Below are 18779 nucleotides of genomic sequence, written 5' to 3' on the forward strand. Positions count from 1 at the left end.
CATCTTATCGATCAGCAAGGTTACGGAGGGTATTATCATACCGACCAAATAAGTCCTTCATTCCTTCTAAAAAGTCATCATCGATTTCTTCAAAACCATCTACACTTACAGCAGGGCGCTTTTTAAGCACAACCTTTCCATCCTTTTCAAGATCGAACACGACCATCTCGCCTTGTTTCACGTTCAAATGTTTTAAGACTTCAGGTGGAAACGTGACGCCAGAGCTATTCCCGATTTTTGTGATTTTTCTTTCCACTTCTTTCACCGCCAAATCCATCTATAATCCCTCCTAGTATTAACATATTCTGATTATTTCATAACAGTACATATGATTTTACAATCATAACGTTATAACTATTATACATTATAAACACCATTACTACAAAACAAAGGAGAGGGCGCTACTTTTTTTAGTCGGTGTATCTAGTGAAACTGAGAAAAGGTTGTGAAATCCTCAACTTTATCCTCTTTATAGAGAAGCTCTATAACTTAACAAATCATGAAAAGAGGTAATTAATATGGATGCAATGGTTCTACAAGTCCAACAATGGGTGAACACGATTTACGGAGGAAGAAATGGTTTTGTTCCAGCACCAGAAACAGGAAATACCGGATGGTCCACTATGTATTCATTAACACGGGCACTACAACTTGAATTGGGGTTAACCTCTACAGCTGATAATTTTGGTTCGGGAACTGAAGCTGCGTATAAGAGTTGGGGCGAGATGGAGATTGGGAATGTACCGACGAATCTAAAGGGGCAAAACATTGTTAAAATTCTTCAGGGTGCCATGTACTGCAAGGGTTACAATCCTGGGGGATTTACTGGAACATTTGGAGAAGGTACTAAAGCAGCAGTCATCAAGTTACAAACTGATGCCGGACTCCCTATACGAGATGGAAAAGTGTATGGGTATGTATATAAAGCATTCTTAACCATGGATGCGTATGTTCTAACTATGGATGGAGATCCAAGAATAAGAGAAATGCAAAGGGATCTCAACTATAAATATTTTAGAACTTCCGGAGTTCAACCAGCTGATGGACACTACCAAAGGGGAACAAATAAGGCTTTGATTTACGGTATTCAGACGGAAGAAGGGATTGCACCCGGGACACAAACAGGCTCAGTTGGACCGACAACCATAAGTCTCTTACCAACTTTGGGTGTCGGAAGCTCTAAAACAAATTTTGTAAAACTACTACAATATGCTTTATATGTGAACAATTTTGACCCGGGTGATTTTGATGGTCAATTTGATACTTCTGTTAAAGATACGGTAACGAGTTTTCAGCGGTTCGTTATGTTAGATGCTGACGGAATTGCTGGAAAACAGACTTGGTTATCTGCTTTGGTTAGTACTGGAGACCCTAATCGTAAGGGTACAGCTTGTGACTGTATTACTGAAGTTACACCTTCAAGAGCTCAAAGCTTAAAAAACGCTGGTTATAAGACTGTGGGTCGCTATCTTACTAATGCGAGTGCAACTGGATTAAATAAAAAGATTCAACCTGGAGAACTAGAAAACATTTTTGCCGCAGGCTTAACAGTTTCCCCTATTTTTCAAACATATGGTGGCGATGCTTCCTACTTTAATCAAAGACAAGGAGCTGCCGATGCAACTGCTGCCTATATTGCAGCTGAAAAGTACGGATTTGAGGAAGGTACCACCATCTATTTTGCAGTTGATTTTGATGTTCTAGGGCACCAAATTACGAACAATGTTCTCCCTCACTTTTCTGCAATCAAATCTGAGTTTGCTTCTATGGGAGGAAAGTACAAGGTCGGAATTTATGGACCGAGGGCTGTTGGAATACGTGCCCAAGAAGCGGGTTATACGGAATACACCTTTGTAAGTGGAATGTCTACTGGATTCAGCGGAAACTTAGGATATCCTCTTCCTCCAAACTGGTCTTTTGATCAGATTTCTACCATTACGATTGGCACTGGTGATGGTGTGATAAATATTGACAATAATATTAATTCAGGTAGAGATTCAGGCCAATCTTCTGTTACACCTGGTCAATACCTTGATGATTTAGATTATCCTTTATCATTCCCCTACATCAATGCCGTTCAAAATGAAGTTAGCCCAATAGTCGATTCAGGGAAGAACTGGTTTCAAAAATGGATTTTAGAAGAATTTGGAGACGTTATAGGAGCTGATTTTTATCTTCGAAGTGCAAATGATGCAGTGGAAAGAACTCTTGATTACGACGCTTTAATCACCAGATTGACGAGAAAACTTCAAATGAGAAAGTCCTTTATTCAAACTGTATTAGCATGGGAGTCTTCTGTTGAAAATGTTTTAGACACCGCAAAAGATTTACTTGTCATTGGTGGTGGGGAAACCGATTCTAGCACAGGCCCTTGTCAAATATTCGCATCAACTGCCATCAAAGCAAGAGGATGGGCCGCCTACAATGGTTATCTAGACGAGCAGATACTTGATCCAAGCAACCCTGTTCATTTAAGGGTGATTTGGGAAGCGTTAAACACAAATCCATCTTATAATATTGAGACTGCAGCTTGGGTTCTAAAATGGGGAGCTGTCGGTCTCCTTGGATATAGTATAAATATGCTTGATTATAGCGAAGAAGAGATCAAAGCAACATTGGCAAGATACAATGGAACAGGTGACAAAGCAACTGAATACGGAGAAAGAAATTATGCCATTTATCAAGCATTTGAAAAATATAACGAGCTTAGTAGACTAGGAAACTAAATGGACAAAACTTTTTAGTTAAAAAGTTAAAGAGACATAAAGTGAAATAAACATCTCACCTTATGTCTCTTTTTTTATTTTGCCCAAATAAGGACAGTATTAATACTACACCTCTTTAAGGAGCACTCCGGAAAAATTCATCTATAAATTCCATAGCAAATGCAAAGATAACAAGACCGAGTGGCAATAAATTAACGAATAATACTATAACTCTTTTGGCTAAATTTTCTTTGCTGAACAATGAAATGATACTTAAAAGGATCCCTATTACCGATGCAAAAAATGCTAATAGTGTAAAGACTCTCAGAATTGTTTCTGCGCTATCGTTGGATGTTTGGGATGAGATAAACAAGGAAGTCGGTAGAACGATAACCGTAGCTAAGGCTGTGAAAAACGAGTATTTTGTGAAAATATTCAAATTTTCCCTTTCCAGAAAGAACACCTCTCTTTAGGAAGAATTATACCATTTATTTCAGATGAAACTTGATGAGTTTTTTTAACACCTACCTTTATCTCCTTCACAGTTATTTATAAATGCATTCAATTATGTAAACGAACCAACTATAAATTAAAAGATTTAAGGTAAAGCTGATTCTACCATCTATAGGATGACGTGCCATTTATCTTGTTATAACTAGTTTTGATACATAAATATTTACGCAAACAAATACATGTACGTATACGTTTGTGTAGTTGTTTGCGTTTTTTTATTGGCGCCTTGTTTCGGGCGTCTTTGACTAAAGATCCTCGGATCACCACTTTTTTTAAAGCAAACAGCTACAGTCTTCTTTCATCAAAGAACGGATACCTTAACACGATTTCTTCAAATGTCCCTTCGTCGATGATCTCCAAGCCCTTTGGATTCTCAGGATATTCTTTATGTAAGACCGTATGGGCGATGTCTAGTGCCACTTCATCTTGTCTTTCGTAACTCTTTCCACATGCAACACACCGAATATAAGCCATGGTCACTCCTCCTTTAGGTTGTAGGGTTATTCTATTATGAATCTGAACTGATGAAAAATGAGGATAATTGGAGTTTCCTAGGGAGAAACCTGGAGTTTCCCCTGGGGAAACTCCATGAATGAGCCCCTATTTTGGAGTTTGCATGTATTTTTAGGATCAAGTTGAACATGTCAGGATACGTACGTTTCCTTGAAAACCCGGGCTAATCGAGGAATACCATCTTTATTGAACCGCCTTCAGGCGGAGGGTTTTTCTTAGACAAGGGGATGTAGAAGATCCAGCATGGCGGCGGCTGCACGACAGGCTGTAAAAAAGCACTGAACGCTTTTCAACACCCTGTGCGTGTCGCTGTGGCACTAAAGGGCTCGATAACCACGGTCTGTACGGCTATCGCCTACAGTCCGTAGGTTCTTGATCCCTTTGCCTTTCAGGCCGTACCCCACGAGCCGAAGAACGGGTAGGTCTAGCCATGAAGATCTAGTTCATTTCAGATTGTTATCTATCCAGCGATTGAGGGATCGTTTGATGTTTGTACTACCGACCTTGATTTTAATTTCGTCAAAGATCATATCGAAGAATTCGGCCCATGAGAACTCTTCCCCATACGGATTGTTCTCGTTTATGTAGTGGAGGATTTTCTTCAGCTCCTTCACCCGACCCTGATTTAACTGGGTGCCGATATAATCTTCCACAAACGCATTGACCAGGTCGGCTTCGGTCATGCTGGCCTCTAACAAAATAGCCGTGGCCATACTTGGGGTGACCGCAAGACCATAAGCAAGCGTAGAGATATTTTCAAACGTATTGTCCTCTTCCTGCTCAAACTTCAGGGTGATCCGTTCCTTCTTTTCTTTGCCTCTTACGGTAAACGGGTGATCAGGGTTATCCAGTTCTCCCATCAGCAAGCTATTCTTAAAGCGAATCGAGCGTTTGAGGTGCCCAATCAAGTGCTCCATCACCTTACGGGAGAGAATCCCTCGTTTACATAATTCTACTCCGACATCTTTGACCGGCGTATTGGTGATATAGGACAACCTATAGATAGTTTCTTTTAAGTGAACGGGAATTGAAGGCTTACAGTCCTTTTTTTTATCAGTTCTCACTTTCCTCTTCTTCTCCACCATTTCCATTCCCTAGACCCCTCCATTTTCTTACGTTTAAGTTAGGACACTGTCCTTGTGTCCCTAGATTACTGAATGTATATGGGGGACGGGGGGCATGTATGTATGAATCTTCTCAAACTTGGACATAACTGTACTACTACTCTTTCGTAAGGGAGACGGATCGTATGGCGATGACGAAGGAAAAGCTCGCAGCTTATTCTAAGAAGATGAAGAAAAAGAAAGATCAATACGGATATCCAAAGGCCAGTAAAAAGACTACCTAATTAAAAGAATAGCCCAAGGACAGCATGAAGTGTCCTTAGGCTATTTTAATTTGTTTATTAGGGACTCGAACGTTGGATAGAGATGAGAATCATCATCCAGTACAACCCATGAATACAATTAGTTCTGTTGACTTATGGTGCTAATTCTAATAATATAATGGTAACAGAACCCACCACGCCTCTTAACAATGCGGACCAAGGTGGGTCATTTTGTATTTTTAAGGAGATAATACTAATTGGATCTCGATAAAGATAAAGGTAACACTAAACCACCAAAAACGTACAGTGAACAAGTGGATCTGTATAAAAGTAGGAATTTACATGTTGAAAATTCTAAATACGCTGAAAAAATCTTGCAGCGTATTAACTACTATCGCTTATCTGCTTATGGCCTAACGCTTCAAGATCGTTTGAACAAGGATGAATATGTTCCTGGGGCATCATTTAATAAAATGTTATCATTGTACGAGTTTGATCGACGTCTTAGACTATTGCTTCTAGGGACATTAGAAACCATTGAAATTGCATTAAGAACGCATATATCTTATGAAATGGCACACAAGGTTGGTCCAATGGGATATAGAAACAAAGAAAATTTCCTAGATGAAGAATTCCATCACTCCTTTTTAGGAGAACTTGACTCATTAATTAGTAAAAGTCGTAAGGGTGAGCTATTTGTACAGCACTACTTTCAAAATTATGGGGGAGTTTTTCCAATATGGGTGGCAATCGAGGTAACATCTTTTGGCTTTTTATCTAAATTATATTACAACTTAAATGTTGATTTAAAAAAACATATAGCTATGCGTTACTATAATGTGCCCTACAGATATATACAAAGTTGGCTTCGAACCTTATCAAGTATCCGTAATGTCTGTGCTCATTATGGTCGATTATATAATAAGCCTCTCACTTTTAAGCCATTACTATTCAAAGAAGATTCTAGGCAGTTTAGTAATCAGCAGATATATGCTGCTATCTATATAATAACAAGATTGTTGTCTAAGGTAGAAGGAGACAGGTTTATACGGGATCTAGACGCACTTATATCCGCATATGAGGAGGATATAAGTTTTGACGCTATAGGATTCCCCTCTAATTGGAAATACTTTTTGGAGAGATTACAAAAAAATAAGGCTTAGTATAAGGAAACCTATAGCAATATTTCTTAATTTCAGCTGAGTTTTCACCGCAGTGATGAATCCAGGATACTGTATCTCTATTTGTAATACTAAAGAAAAATAGCCCCAGGACACTTCAGAGTGTACTGGGGCTATTTTAGTTTACTGTTATAATCAATTGGCTTTTTCTAAAGCAATCCTCCAAAGCCCTCATTGATGATCTGGGTTGTATCCCCTTTTTTCCGTACAAGAGTGTTAGATCATTATGAATCCAAATGCTATCCAGGGAGTAAGTCCATTAAACTTTGGCTTGCGCCTAGCAGCGCTTGATTTTTAAGCTGTTTGGCCAGGGATCCAAAAGCTATATGGGGTGTGGATTCACTAAAAACGTTTTCGTTTGTGTTTTTAGTATCGTTCTGTCCATCAAGTCATTTCGAGCATTTGGTACCTTTTGGGCTTGCGGAATCAATAATTTTGCCTGTTGGCGTTCTACACGGTTTAGGTGCTTGTAGTCTTTTTCAGTAAGAATGAACCGGCCTGACGGATCCAGAGCTTTTATTTCGGATAATGTCAGTTGATTCCGACACGTTGCTTCCGCTCTCTGCGGGTTTTACGACAAGATTTTAGGGGCACATCAGCTTCAGCATAATCATGAACGAATTTCCGCGCGGATCAGGGCTTTTGCGCTTAATGTCATTTATCGTGTTCTAACTAAAGAGGACATAGAGGACTTTTTGGGGGGGGAAGAGGAAGCAGGCCGTGAGTATGAACAGATCACTCGAAAGATGTTTGTATTGGAAAACATCCTCAGACAGCGTTTGGGGTGTGTCCCCCATCGTAAAACAGTATCTGCAAGCGAGGAGAAAAGACAAACAAAAACCTATGATCGTGAGGCGGAATAGAGAATCAGAATTGTAAACAAAAACAATTTCGTAAACGTAATCGTTTTTGTTTACATCTCAAACATCTTCCAACGTTACGCAAATCATCAACCGGTTAACTTTTAACGAAGTTTTTTTAAGGCGGATCTCAAGGTGGATGAAATAGTTAAATGACTAAAATCAATTCCTAAATGAATCATCGTTTGAGCGACCTCAGGTCGAATACCTGTCAAAATAGAATTGACGCCTGACATCTTTAAGGCATCAACCACTTTGAAAACATGGCCTGCGACCATGGTATCAATAATGGCGACAGCGGATAGATCGATCACTAAGTATTCCAGAGCATACTCGCTGCTTTTGGTTAAAGCTTTTTCCATTACCTCCTGAGCTCTTTGAGTGTCAATATCACCAATTAAAGGTAAAACACCTACAACATCTGTGACCTGTATGATTGGAATCGATAATTCTAATGCCGTAGTTTCTGCCGCATAAATTCGTTTGAAATAGCTTTCTGTATATGATGTACTTAACCATTGAACGGCTCGATCTATTACCGAGTCAAAATTAGAGATTAGGTCGTAAAACTGTTCGATCGTCAATTGATATTTACTACTTCTTGCATTAGTATTTTTCCAATAAGGTTTCGATAGTCCCTGACCTCATCCAATGCAACTTCTATCGAGAGGTTCGCATTAACCAACGTTGGACAGCTTCATTTCCCCACTTTTCTAATGTTTCATAGGTGGAATCTAAATCTTCAGCAATGGACGCTGCATAAATGGTGATGATGTTTTCGCGCCAATTTTGCAAATGTTGAATAGGCACATGTTTATGTGAACGCGCCTCATTCTTTTGACTAATCAGTTCATGTTTTAACGATATTACCTTTTTAGCTATTTCTTCTTTATAATTTTGTGTTCGGTCCACAGGTCTGCATCCTCTCTTGGAAGGGGTATTTTTAATTCTAGCATTGAGATGAGTGTTTACACTTATAAATGTGGCCAAGGAATAATTAATATCATAAAAGAAAATACTACATTAAACGAATTTGAACGTATATGGGTTCTGTGACAAAACTTGACGGTCTCCTTGGCCGCCTTCAGGTAAATGATGAAACGAAAGAATGTGAAATTCGTTCAATATCAGATCAGGCAGGAAGGTGGGGGGGGTGTGTCGAGTATTGCGGACTTACAGAAGGGTGTAACATGGAGACGTTATCGTGAAAATAGTCTGTTCTGAATGAAAATAAAAACAAAAACACTTACGTTTACGTAAGTGTTTTTGTTTTCACTTTAGATTGTTATCTATCCAGCGATTCAGCGATCGTTTAATGTTTGTGCTACCGACTTTAATCTTGATTTCATCAAAGATCATATCGAAGAACTCGGCCCATGAGAACTCTTCTCCGTAAGGGTTGTTCTCATTTATGTAGTGAAGGATCTTCTTCAGTTCCTTCACCCTTCCCTGATTCAGCTGGGATCCGATATAGTCTTCCACAAACGCATTGACCAGGTCAGCCTCGGTCATGCTGGCCTCTAACAAAATAGCTGTGGCCATACTTGGCGTCACGGCAAGACCGTACGCGAGGGTGCTGATATTCTCAAAGGTGTTGTCTTCTCCCTGTTCGAACTTCAGGGTGATCCGTTCTTTCTTCTCTTTCCCTCTAATAGTAAATGGGTGATCCGGGTTATCAAGATCCCCCATCAGCAGGCTATTTTTAAACCGGATCGATCGTTTGAGGTGCCCAATCAAGTGCTCCATTACTTTACGGGAAAGAATACCCCGTTTACATAATTCCACCCCGACATCTTTGACCGGAGTATTGGTGATATAGGACAACCTGTAAATCGTTTCTTTTAAGTGAACGGGAATCGAAGGCTTACAATCCTTCTTTTTATCGGCTCTCACTTTCCTCTTCTTCCCCACCATTTCCATTCCCTATACCCCTCCATTTGCTTGCATTATGCTTAGGACACTGTCCTTGTGTCCTTGGATTATTGAATGTATATGGGGGACGGGGGACATGTATGTATAAAATTTCGCAAACTTGGACATAACTGTACTATTACTCTTTCGCAAGGGAGACGGATCGTATGGCCATGACGAAGGAAAAGCTCGCTGCCTATTCTAAGAAGATGAAGAACAAGAAAGATCGATACAGGTATCCCAAGGCAAGTAAAAAGACTACATAAGTATACGGATAGCCCTGGGACACTTCGTAGTGTCCCAGGGCTATTTTGTGTTTGGCACTTAACAATCCCAAGATTATTGAGTAGAGGAATTTATCTTTTTAATTTGCTGGATGACTGTTTCTGTCTTTTCAAAATTACCTTGGATACTTTCCGTCTGCTTCTCAGTGATTCCTAGAGTCTGGCCAATTTCATCAACGTGGTCTTGGATGGAACCGATCTTCTCCATCATGAGGTTATGGCTTTCATTCATCCTCGTATCCATTTCCTTCATCTTCTCCAATATTTCTTCACTCACGTTATGGCCCTCCTTCGAATAAAAGTCAACGCGGCTAAACTCTTGTATATACGAATATCTCCATAAATACCTTAGATGTCGTGGAGATCTCCCATTACTGGTCCAATTCACTCGCTAATTTTCTAAAGTAATCCTCCAAAGCCTCATTAATGATCCGGGTCTTATCCCCTTTTTCCGTACATACGTCTTTCAATACTTTCTTCAGATCATTCCGAATCCAGACGCTATCACGGGAATGCGTTTCATCAAACTTCGGCTTGCGCTTAGTAGCGCTTGATTTTTTAAGCTTTTTGGCTAGGGCTCCAAAATCCGTATCATGTGTAGATTTACTATCAACGGTTTCGTTTTTACTTTCATTGACACTTTCGTTTACGTTTGTGTTATTGTTTTCGTTTTTGTTTCCGTTCATCAAGTCATTTCGAGCGTTCGGTGCTTTTTGGGCTTGTTGTATCAATAATTTGGCCTGTGTGCGTTCTACACTGTTTAGGTGCTTGTAGTCCTTTTCAGTAAGAATGGACCGGTCTGCAGGGTCCATGTTTTTAATTTCTGTTAATGTCAGTTTAATTGATTCCGACACGTTGCTTCAGCTCCTCATAGAATGGTAGGTACTCTTCAAGTGCAGCGTCTAATTCAGGATTATTATTGAATCCGTTCAACGAGATTCGACCGGTGGAGGCTTTCCGTTTCACCAAGTGAGAAAACACCAAGTCACTGTATTGAGATTCGATAAGGTCGGCAAACGCTTTAGAGTCGGTCCGACGCGAGTCAATCAGATTGCGAAGGATTCCCGTAATACGAAGATCCGGGTTGTAGTTCATTTGTGCGTGGATCGCCGTTTCCAAGAAGCGTTCGATTGCGGTGAAAGCCCATTTTGAGCTTTCGCATAGCACGACGACCTCATCGCTTGCGCAAATGGCGTTGATCATTGGCTCTGCCAAGGATGGGGGAGTATCCACAATAATGAAATCATACTCATCTTTGACTTGTTTGAGGGTTTCCCTCAGGAGAAAATTCCCGTCCATCTTTTGCTTGCGTTCGTACTCCCTGTAAATGAACTTCGCCAATGTTGCCAGGAAGTCATCCGCAGGAAGCAAGTCCAAGTTCTCAGAAACGTTATAGATGTACTTCCTAGCGTCATCTTCCTTAAACGCATCCAGGATGGTTTTCCCTTCAAAGAATGTTAGGTCCTTTTGCGTGAGGAGATCTGTGAGGTTCCCTTGGCTGTCCATGTCCACGGCAAGGACCTTATAGCCATCACGTGCAAGCAGATATGAAATGATCCCCGAAGTGGTGGTCTTAGAAGACCCGCCTTTTTGAATACCAAATGTGATTGTCTTTGCCATTTTATACACCTCATAGTGAAGTATTGTGGTAATTGTTTATGTATGTATTTACGTATGTGTTTTTGTATACGTAAACGTTAATATAATATTATAATTAATCATTTATTTAGTCAAAGGGCTAATGGGTATTACTTACGACAACTTTCAGTTACTCACCACACTAAACTTTATATAGATTAGGCCGATATATTACTGTTAAGAATTTTTATAAGGTGGTAGTTTAATGGTACTTTTTATTCTTTTATTTCTTGTAGTATTTTTTATTTTTGCCGTTTTTCTCTCCAATCAGCAAGGTAAATCTGAAAATTTAGATAGTTTCCTTGGGGAACATGGCATAAGGGTAAGTAGGGCTGAACGTTTTTTGGATGGTACTCACCTGATCTACGATCAAAGTTCGGACAGACTATGGTTGTATAAAGAGAAAGGACAGAAATACATAGGCGCCAATCGAAACTGTATAATTTGTTGTGAAGTGAATATAGATGACGAAACAGAACATAGGACCTCCTTATCAAGTGCTGCTGGTCGGGCAGTGGTTGGAGGAGTACTACTAGGAGGATTAGGGGCTATTGTTGGTGGGGTGACAGCTAGAAAGAAAAGTAATCATCTAATTCACGAAGTGACTCTAAAGATTTATTATGATATTGCTGAACAAGAACCTTTTGCTGTAGACATTAAGACTTTTTCAGATGGGCGAGGATCTCAGTCAACAGATGGATTTTATAAGGATGCTTACAATAAAACAATGGCATGGAGTAAATTTATTGAAGGGTACATGAGATAATTCTTTTGAGGAAAGATATAGAACTTACCTAAATACCCTTAGGACAGATAATACTGTCCTAAGGGTATTTTTGATTGGATTTTTATATATATTGTTTGACTTCTCGATAAGTAATTTAGCTGAATACTATACCCTACAAAGACAATTAATTCTGAAAAAACTTGACATCTTGCTCGATCCTTTAGCAATATAAAAAGAAAAAGAAAGGTAAAATAATCCTATGGGCTCGATAAGAACTCAGATGTTAAAAGGAATACTGGAGGGCTGCATTTTAGCAATTATTAATGATTCACCTACTTATGCTTATGAATTGACCGTGAAACTACATCAAAAGGGATTAACCCACACCAGTGAAGGATCAATATATCCACTAATACTTAGGCTTCAGAAAGAAGGGTTAGTTATTAGCGAGAATCGGAAATCAACTGTCGGTCCAGACCGAAAGTATTTGAGCTTAACTGCGGAAGGAGTGGAAGCGCTTAATGATTTCTCAATTGAGTGGAGTGCACTAAGTAATGCGGTTAAGGTGATTGTAAGAGAATAAGTATAAACAAACAACTGGGTAGGTATATATCTGAATTTTTAGTCTTAGGAGGGTTTTTAGTGAGAGGATTAAAGGTTTTTTTTGGAACAATTGCAAGCGTTTTGTTAGGTATCTTGTTCTTGGGGGCAATTGACTTAGATGATATTAAATACAAAAAGAATATAAATAAGCTAAAAAAAGAAAATTGGTTTAAAGAACTAGCAGACAATGGCGTCTATTATAGCAAGTTTCATGATGATCCTGTTGTAAGAGAATTCTTGATGAAGGAGAACATTGTGAAAGATATGAAAGAAGATGAAAGGAAAAGAGAAGAGTTTGAGAAGCTTCTCAAAAGTTAATTAAAAAAACCACTCAAAAGAGTGGTTTTTTTAATATTCTGGATGATCTTCACCGGCTAATGGATCGATCTCGAAATGAAACTGTGTTCTTACACCTTCTTTTTTCTTGGTCTGCTTTTCTTCAAAACCTGATGATAAAATACTTGAACTGATGAACAGACTAAATGCAATAAAAGAGGTATTAATAATTTTTTTCATATGTAAGCTCCTAAACTTTATTTGATTTTAATTACAGGTGTGTTTTTCTGATTGTATTGGATAGACAATAAAAGTGACTGGATTTTTTATATTGAAACATCTGAGAAAAATGGTCAGCAAGTTGTTCATAGCTTTCACATAGATTGACATAATCTGCAGTTTCTAAGAAGTACGGAATTGCTATGTCTTCAAGGTAAGTGGCTAAATCTAACTGGTTTTTTATCTCCATTTTCAATTTAGTCAATTTAATTTTCGTTGTTATATCACATGAGGAAATCTTTTTTAAACCCTTCTCTATCCAAACTAACCCTTGTTTAATGTCGTTATTCAACAAATGAGATTCAACTAACCCATAAATCGAGTTACCGTAGTTAATGGTGTGCTCTTTTTTATAGGTTAGACTTTCTAGGAAAGAGTTGATGGATTTTGAATACAGCTTTGATTGCTGGTACAGACATCCCAGGTTAGTATAGACCATGCCTAGAATTTCAGCATCGTTTAACTGGTTTGCAAGACCAATTATATTTAGATATTGGTTCTCTGCCTCTTCAAATTTCCCGACTCTTCCCATGTTAATTCCAATTAACATTTGGCAGTCGATACTTCGATGAAATAAAGATTTTTCATTAAAAATCTCCAGAGCTATACGGGTGTGATAAATAGCTAAAGGTACCTTGTTTAAGTGACTATAAGTCAATGCCAGATGAAAGTCGATTTCTTGATCTCTTAAGTTTTCTTCTTTAAACTGCTTTTCGGTCTGATTTAGATACTGCAGCCCCAGTTCGAAATTTTTCTTTTTGCAGTAATAGATTCCTGTGAAGTAGTTTAGGTAAATTTGTTGTTTAATATTAAAGTTTTTCTTTAGTTTAGAAAGTTTCTTTAGCTTCGTTTCCATTTCAGTATGATCATTTAAGAGTGCAAAATAGCGCAGACAGATGATCTCGAACCAATAAGTTAGTTCAGGCATAAAGACGTTGCTGTCAAAAAATGATTTAAGTTTTGAATAGTGTTTTTTGGCACTGATCATGTCTCTAATCTGTATACTTTTGTACCACGTAATCAGGTCACGCTCTGTTTCTTCTCCTGAAGATAATTGACTAAGGTCAATATTTAAGCGCTCAAGCAATAGTTCAAGGACTTCCTCATTCGATGACTCAACTTTTAAATTTTCTAACTTGCTTAGATAGGAAATTGAGCAAATCCCTCGTGATAACTCTTCCTGAGTCATGTTCAGCTGCACCCTATTGTGATAAATAAGTTTCCCATAGTTGATGGCTTCACTACCTTTAAGCTGTATCACTTATACACCTCCCCGTTATAAAAGACTCAGGATATCTAGACTATACCAAAACTGTAATTAGGTAGTAAATGAGATTTTTTATTAATTTTTGAAAATTTGAGAAAATGCACTCGGTTACATATGAGTTATACGGTGAAAATTCACCGATTTTCCCAATAACCACATGTCGAAAGATGTGTTACCATCGTATCAGAGGCAAAGAAATGGTAATTTTTACATCAATTTAATTTTATTGCCTTAATTGTAAAAGAGGAGGTGTATCCGAATGTTTGAAGTTATGGAAGTAGCGGACTTGGCGGCTAAACTTGGAATTACATATTCTAAAGCTTATCTAATTGCCAAAGCAGTAAGTGCTGGGATGACTCTTGCTTCAATTCTAACAATTGTTTCAGGGGTAGGTTCCATTGTTGGTGTGTACATGTTTGCAATTAAGAAGAAGGTCATTGATCTTGGCTTAAGAGCAACTGCAGCCTGGTAATTAGAGAGATAATCAGGAAGCTGATTAGGCTTCCTGATTATTTTGGGAGGAAGACATGGATTACTTTCTGGTATTAATAAAAAACAGAATTAGAATAAATACAAATAAATTTCTCTATTTACACAAAGAAGCGAAAACGGATAAAAAAGAACTTATCTTCCTATCGGCAGTGGCAATATTCCTATCATTGATTGTAGGGGTACTATCGCTTGGAGCATCATCGATCGCCATTTTTTTACTCACAGGGAATGTGGGAGAAGTTATTGCGGATTATGGTTCGATAAACTGGTATACATTGATCTTACTCATTAGCATGCTTTTACTTTCCACAGATAATTTAATTAATCAATATCATAAATTTTCAACGACAAGTGAATACAAGCTTATGTTAACAAGTCCAGTAGATACGAAGCAATTCCTATTGGTGAAGTTGATTGAGCCTTACATAACCAAATCAGTAATAGCTCTTTTCGTAATTATACCCATTATTCTAAATCTTCATTTTAAGCTGAGTTTGTCAGTATTAAACACTGCCTTTCTGGTAGCTATGTTGATTTGCTTGTTTTTGTGCTCTGTGCTGATTAGGTTCATTTTCATTATCTTCATTATCAAACAAAAAGCAAGCAGGAAAAGCTTAGCTCCGTTTTCCTTATTTAATATTTTAATGTATTACCTGATTATTTCACTGATTTTAATAGCATTAAAACCTTTGATTGAGTACTTTCCATCATATATTACTGATTTAATAGAGAAAATAACTATTGTGTTTCCACTTTTCTACATTGAAGGATTGGAAATATCGAACATATTTCTTCCTATAGCATGGTTAACCAGTCAGTTAAGCACTTTGTTAAGTAACGAAATTACTGTTATGACGATTATAGGAATTCTTGTCCTTATTTTCTCGACCGTACTTGTGTTTTTCTGGTTTAAGAACTTAAGTAACAGTCTTAGTAAGACAGGTGCGCTTGAAACGTTCTTTGAAATGAGCCACTCTACAGGATCTATCTCTAAAGAGACTTTAAAGAACAGTAAAAGCTTTTTAGATTTCACTGATTTTAAAAACATTATCTTCTTAAAAGACTTTAGATTGCTGATCAGAGAAAACAAGGTATATTGGTTCGCTTCAATTTTCACCATTATGGTGGGGTATTCAACATTAGTTGTAGGGTATTACTTTGCCTCTAAAAATCTAGGGTTTTCTGGCTATGACGAGTATGTAGGTATTTTACTTGCCTTGTTTGGGAACTCGATCATTGCCAACAGCATGCTTGATAAATATGGTTTTGATGCGGAAGGAAACAATTTCAACCTATTGAAGTTGGCGCCGATTAAAAGCAGTGATCTGGTCTTATCAAAGTTCTACTCTCTACTCGCGATTAGTGTACCGTTTTGGATTTTGTTTGTCTTCGTTACAAATTTATTATTCCAGGTCAATGTAATTTTTGTTCTTCTTCTTTTAGTAAGCTCCACGGTTGCATATGGTATGACCTGTTTGTTTTCAAGTATTGTATATCCAGATTTCTACGCCGAAGATATCACTCAGCTGCCTACACTGAAGTCAAAAATGCTTTCAACAGGAGTATCCACATTTTATCTTTCTCTTATAGCTTCAGTTTTTTACCTTGGATCTTCTTTAAATGTAAGTGTATTCCTGATTTCTGGTGCTTCCGTTCTTTTTGGCCTCCTAATGTTTTATCTCACGGTCTATAAAGTTGAAGAGTACTCGGCAAGTTAATATAGCGAGGGTGAAGTGACAGCAATGTTGATTCTAGAAAATATATCAAAGAAGTACGAAAATAACCAAGTTGTTAAAGGAGTCACGATTTCGGTGAATCCTGGAGAAATTACAGGCATTATTGGGCCAAATGGAGCTGGAAAGACTACCTTATTAAATATGATTGTAGGCTTATTAAAACCTACAGAAGGCGAGATAAGGTTCAACAATACAATACAACGTAATAATAAGAAAGAGTTCTTGCAACAAATCGCTTATATACCAGACTCCTTATTTTTATATGACAACTTAACAGGAAGAGAGTATGTTACCTTCATGGCAAGCCTGTGGCAAGTTAACAAGAAACAGGTGGAAACCGATTTGGAGTTTTTAGCAAAGAAATTTTTCATGGCAGAAAAATTGGACAACTTTATTAGGACCTACTCAAAAGGAATGAAGCAAAAGATCTCTCTAATTGGTGCTTTGATACACAGGCCAAAACTACTTATTCTAGACGAGCCATTCAACGGATTAGACCCCGAAAGTTCCAGAGTAATAAAAAAATATTTTTCGGATTATATAAAAAAAGGGAATTCAATCCTGTTTAGTAGCCACATATTGGAGTTGGTTGAAAAACTATGTGATAAGTTCATTATTTTAAGCCAAGGTGAAGTACGGGCAACTGGTAACTTAGATCAAATTCGTTCGTTATCTCATGATAACAAAGAAGATCTTGAAGAAATTTTTTATGATCTTATAAAAAAAGAGGCTTGAAAGGAGGTGAGATAAATGGAATTATTGCTAGCGTACACATTGGAATTGGCTGGTATGCTCGGTGGATCGACATCTGCATGGGTTAGCTTTCTGAAATTATTGATAGGTGGACATTCTGTGGCTGGGGCAGTTGCTTTAGTATTTAGTGGTGTCGGCGGACTGGGTACAGTCTATTATCTAGGCGCGTGGTATTTGAAAAACAAAGTCAAAAAAATTGGCTTGTTTGCCACTGCTTCCTGGTAAAAAACTATGTGAGGAGTGGGTTTATACCCACTTCTCATATTTTAATGAGGGATGAAAATGCCAAACACAGTAAAAGTGTTCTTTCACGATATAAAGTACTTACTTTTGGTCTCAACAGTAATATTCACCTTATCTTTGTTTTTCGGGTTTTATTTAGAAAGCCGATTAGAAGGGTCATTTTTTTCAGCTACAGATCACACAACTATGGATATTTTCCAAAATAATATTAAGGCTTCTGTCCCTTTCATTCTTGGATTTGTATCTTTAGGTGTTTCAACGGTAGCAGCACTACTTATTAATGGAGTAGCCATTGGTGGAAGCATACTTGCTAGTACAGACCATTTATCAACAGTGCAAATTATCTTATTGTTAATTCCACATGGAATATTAGAAATCCCAGCTCTCATGCTGTCATCGACAATAGGCTTCTATTCATTAAAAATCCTGTTTCTATTTATTCGAGGAAAATCAATAAACCTAAAGCATGAGCTTATGAATGTAGGGAAGTTGTTAATTTTAGTCTTGGTCTTATTTGTTACAGCTGCATTTGTAGAAGCAAATATCACTACAGTGTTTCATCCATTCACGAAGGAGTGAGGTAATTTGTTGGATTTTCTTTGGCTTATAGGCTCTCTCATAGTAGTCGCAACATGGATCTTTTTGTACTTTGTAACACGGAAGAAAATATTCATCGCAATTGCTGTAGCCACACTAATAGCTGACATCTTTGTTATGAGGGATTACGGAATATCGATCAAATCGATTTTTGACTCATTTATATAACACAAATAGAAGGGAAGTATAATTTCATGCAAGCTCAACCAATTCTTACAAATGCACCCAACCAAACTGGTAAACCTTCTTTAATAAAAATGATCTGGAGCCCTGTTGAACAGATGAACCGGATTAAAGAGACCCCCAATATTATGTTTGCCCTCTTTATTGTTACAGTTCTGTACACATTTGGTGTAGCAACGATGGCGCTTAACTATGATATGAGTACGCTTCTTGAAGATATTCCAGATGTCGAGAGCAATTCTCTCCTTTTTAAGTCAATCGTTATCGGCTCAGCCGCACTTTCAGGACTCACAACTCCACTCTTCAATATCTTAGCCAGTAGCTGTTTTTTTTATATAATTGCTAAAATATTCAAAAAATCAGTTACTTTCAGGCAAATATTTTCCTTAAATACATATGTCATGATCATAGGTGTCATTGGACTCCTATTAAATAGTTTATTGCTTCATACTTTGAACATTGAAGGAATTAAGACCATCACCAGCTTATCTGCACTAGTTAATAACTCGTCATTTGAGAAATTAGAGATTTTCACAATCTGGCAGACTGTTGTTACCGGCTTGGGACTTTATTATGTGGCCAACTTCTCAAAAACATTAAGCTGGGTAATATCTGTTGTTTTATTAGTACTAATAGTGGTCGCAGGATATCTATTCTCTGGAGACATGCAAGGGTTGGCTTAATTTTTAAG

Annotated in this window: 22 protein-coding genes; 11 read left to right on the forward strand and 11 right to left on the reverse strand. The window is 37.8% G+C overall.

What is annotated here, in order from left to right:
- Positions 1–4 precede the first annotated feature (4 nt).
- On the reverse strand, positions 5–277 hold the full coding sequence (locus ACNA6I_RS23185; protein WP_416314249.1) for an AbrB/MazE/SpoVT family DNA-binding domain-containing protein: 273 nt from the start codon (positions 275–277) through the stop codon (positions 5–7).
- Between the two features lie 241 nt (positions 278–518).
- Between ACNA6I_RS23185 and ACNA6I_RS23190 the strand changes: the two genes are divergently transcribed.
- Positions 519–2726: a glycoside hydrolase domain-containing protein gene (locus ACNA6I_RS23190; RefSeq protein WP_416314250.1), complete on the forward strand. Its 2208-nt coding sequence runs from the start codon at positions 519–521 to the stop codon at positions 2724–2726.
- Positions 2727–3503: 777 nt separating this feature from the next.
- Here the strand turns inward: ACNA6I_RS23190 and ACNA6I_RS23195 are convergent.
- Both ACNA6I_RS23195 and ACNA6I_RS23200 read right to left on the reverse strand, forming a co-directional pair.
- Positions 3504–3692 carry a hypothetical protein gene (locus ACNA6I_RS23195; RefSeq protein WP_416314251.1) on the reverse strand — a complete coding sequence of 63 codons (189 nt, stop codon included), beginning with the start codon at positions 3690–3692 and terminating at the stop codon, positions 3504–3506.
- A gap of 482 nt (positions 3693–4174) precedes the next feature.
- Entirely contained in the window at positions 4175–4822 is a 648-nt protein-coding gene (locus ACNA6I_RS23200; RefSeq protein ID WP_416314252.1) for a hypothetical protein, read from the reverse strand.
- A 493-nt stretch (positions 4823–5315) separates the two neighbouring features.
- On the opposite strand from ACNA6I_RS23200, the gene ACNA6I_RS23205 reads away from it, so the two are divergent.
- Positions 5316–6221 carry an Abi family protein gene (locus ACNA6I_RS23205; protein ID WP_416314253.1) on the forward strand — a complete coding sequence of 302 codons (906 nt, stop codon included), beginning with the start codon at positions 5316–5318 and terminating at the stop codon, positions 6219–6221.
- 982 nt (positions 6222–7203) lie between these two features.
- Here ACNA6I_RS23205 and ACNA6I_RS23210 read toward each other — a convergent pair.
- The 6 genes from ACNA6I_RS23210 to ACNA6I_RS23235 all read right to left on the reverse strand — a co-directional run bounded on the left by ACNA6I_RS23210 (position 7204) and on the right by ACNA6I_RS23235 (position 10914).
- Positions 7204–7683 (reverse strand): STAS domain-containing protein, encoded by a 480-nt coding sequence (locus ACNA6I_RS23210; RefSeq protein WP_416314254.1) that lies wholly within the window; start codon positions 7681–7683, stop codon positions 7204–7206.
- A 76-nt stretch (positions 7684–7759) separates the two neighbouring features.
- Positions 7760–8011, reverse strand: a complete 252-nt coding sequence (locus tag ACNA6I_RS23215; protein WP_416314255.1) for a hypothetical protein — start codon at positions 8009–8011, stop codon at positions 7760–7762.
- A gap of 360 nt (positions 8012–8371) precedes the next feature.
- A complete protein-coding gene (locus tag ACNA6I_RS23220; protein WP_416314256.1) occupies positions 8372–9019 on the reverse strand; it encodes a hypothetical protein in 648 nt (215 codons plus the stop codon).
- A gap of 330 nt (positions 9020–9349) precedes the next feature.
- Positions 9350–9571, reverse strand: a complete 222-nt coding sequence (locus ACNA6I_RS23225; RefSeq protein ID WP_416314257.1) for a hypothetical protein — start codon at positions 9569–9571, stop codon at positions 9350–9352.
- Between the two features lie 94 nt (positions 9572–9665).
- Complete coding sequence (locus ACNA6I_RS23230; RefSeq protein WP_416314258.1) at positions 9666–10148, reverse strand: hypothetical protein; 483 nt, start codon at positions 10146–10148, stop codon at positions 9666–9668.
- The gene (locus tag ACNA6I_RS23235; RefSeq protein ID WP_416314259.1) at positions 10132–10914 is read right to left on the reverse strand and encodes a ParA family protein; all 783 of its coding nucleotides are present in this window, start codon (positions 10912–10914) and stop codon (positions 10132–10134) included. Before ACNA6I_RS23235 ends, ACNA6I_RS23230 begins: the two co-directional genes overlap by 17 nt.
- Positions 10915–11137: 223 nt before the next feature.
- On the opposite strand from ACNA6I_RS23235, the gene ACNA6I_RS23240 reads away from it, so the two are divergent.
- The 3 genes from ACNA6I_RS23240 to ACNA6I_RS23250 all read left to right on the forward strand — a co-directional run bounded on the left by ACNA6I_RS23240 (position 11138) and on the right by ACNA6I_RS23250 (position 12580).
- Positions 11138–11698 carry a hypothetical protein gene (locus ACNA6I_RS23240; RefSeq protein WP_416314260.1) on the forward strand — a complete coding sequence of 187 codons (561 nt, stop codon included), beginning with the start codon at positions 11138–11140 and terminating at the stop codon, positions 11696–11698.
- A 241-nt stretch (positions 11699–11939) separates the two neighbouring features.
- On the forward strand, positions 11940–12242 hold the full coding sequence (locus ACNA6I_RS23245; protein WP_416314261.1) for a PadR family transcriptional regulator: 303 nt from the start codon (positions 11940–11942) through the stop codon (positions 12240–12242).
- A 59-nt stretch (positions 12243–12301) separates the two neighbouring features.
- Positions 12302–12580 (forward strand): hypothetical protein, encoded by a 279-nt coding sequence (locus tag ACNA6I_RS23250; RefSeq protein WP_416314262.1) that lies wholly within the window; start codon positions 12302–12304, stop codon positions 12578–12580.
- 30 nt (positions 12581–12610) lie between these two features.
- Here ACNA6I_RS23250 and ACNA6I_RS23255 read toward each other — a convergent pair whose 3' ends face one another.
- Together ACNA6I_RS23255 and ACNA6I_RS23260 are read right to left on the reverse strand one after the other, a co-directional pair.
- Positions 12611–12778, reverse strand: a complete 168-nt coding sequence (locus ACNA6I_RS23255; RefSeq protein ID WP_416314263.1) for a hypothetical protein — start codon at positions 12776–12778, stop codon at positions 12611–12613.
- Positions 12779–12809: 31 nt separating this feature from the next.
- A complete protein-coding gene (locus ACNA6I_RS23260) occupies positions 12810–14078 on the reverse strand; it encodes a helix-turn-helix domain-containing protein (protein WP_416314264.1) in 1269 nt (422 codons plus the stop codon).
- 265 nt (positions 14079–14343) lie between these two features.
- Here ACNA6I_RS23260 and ACNA6I_RS23265 point away from each other — a divergent pair, with 265 nt between their 5' ends.
- The 6 genes from ACNA6I_RS23265 (at position 14344) to ACNA6I_RS23290 (ending at position 18771) form a co-directional block, all read left to right on the forward strand.
- Positions 14344–14556 (forward strand): hypothetical protein, encoded by a 213-nt coding sequence (locus tag ACNA6I_RS23265; protein ID WP_416314265.1) that lies wholly within the window; start codon positions 14344–14346, stop codon positions 14554–14556.
- Between the two features lie 55 nt (positions 14557–14611).
- Positions 14612–16294, forward strand: a complete 1683-nt coding sequence (locus ACNA6I_RS23270) for a hypothetical protein (protein WP_416314266.1) — start codon at positions 14612–14614, stop codon at positions 16292–16294.
- 24 nt (positions 16295–16318) lie between these two features.
- On the forward strand, positions 16319–17047 hold the full coding sequence (locus tag ACNA6I_RS23275) for an ABC transporter ATP-binding protein (RefSeq protein WP_416314267.1): 729 nt from the start codon (positions 16319–16321) through the stop codon (positions 17045–17047).
- 15 nt (positions 17048–17062) lie between these two features.
- Complete coding sequence (locus ACNA6I_RS23280) at positions 17063–17290, forward strand: hypothetical protein (protein WP_416314268.1); 228 nt, start codon at positions 17063–17065, stop codon at positions 17288–17290.
- A 57-nt stretch (positions 17291–17347) separates the two neighbouring features.
- Positions 17348–17887, forward strand: coding sequence for a stage II sporulation protein M (locus tag ACNA6I_RS23285; RefSeq protein ID WP_416314269.1), 540 nt, complete (start codon positions 17348–17350; stop codon positions 17885–17887).
- Positions 17888–18099: 212 nt separating this feature from the next.
- Positions 18100–18771: a YIP1 family protein gene (locus ACNA6I_RS23290; protein ID WP_416314270.1), complete on the forward strand. Its 672-nt coding sequence runs from the start codon at positions 18100–18102 to the stop codon at positions 18769–18771.
- The last annotated feature ends 8 nt before the right edge of the window (positions 18772–18779 follow it).

It is taken from the genome of Rossellomorea sp. FS2 (genome assembly GCF_047915635.1).
GTDB classification, from domain to species: Bacteria; Bacillota; Bacilli; order Bacillales; family Bacillaceae_B; genus Rossellomorea; species Rossellomorea marisflavi_A.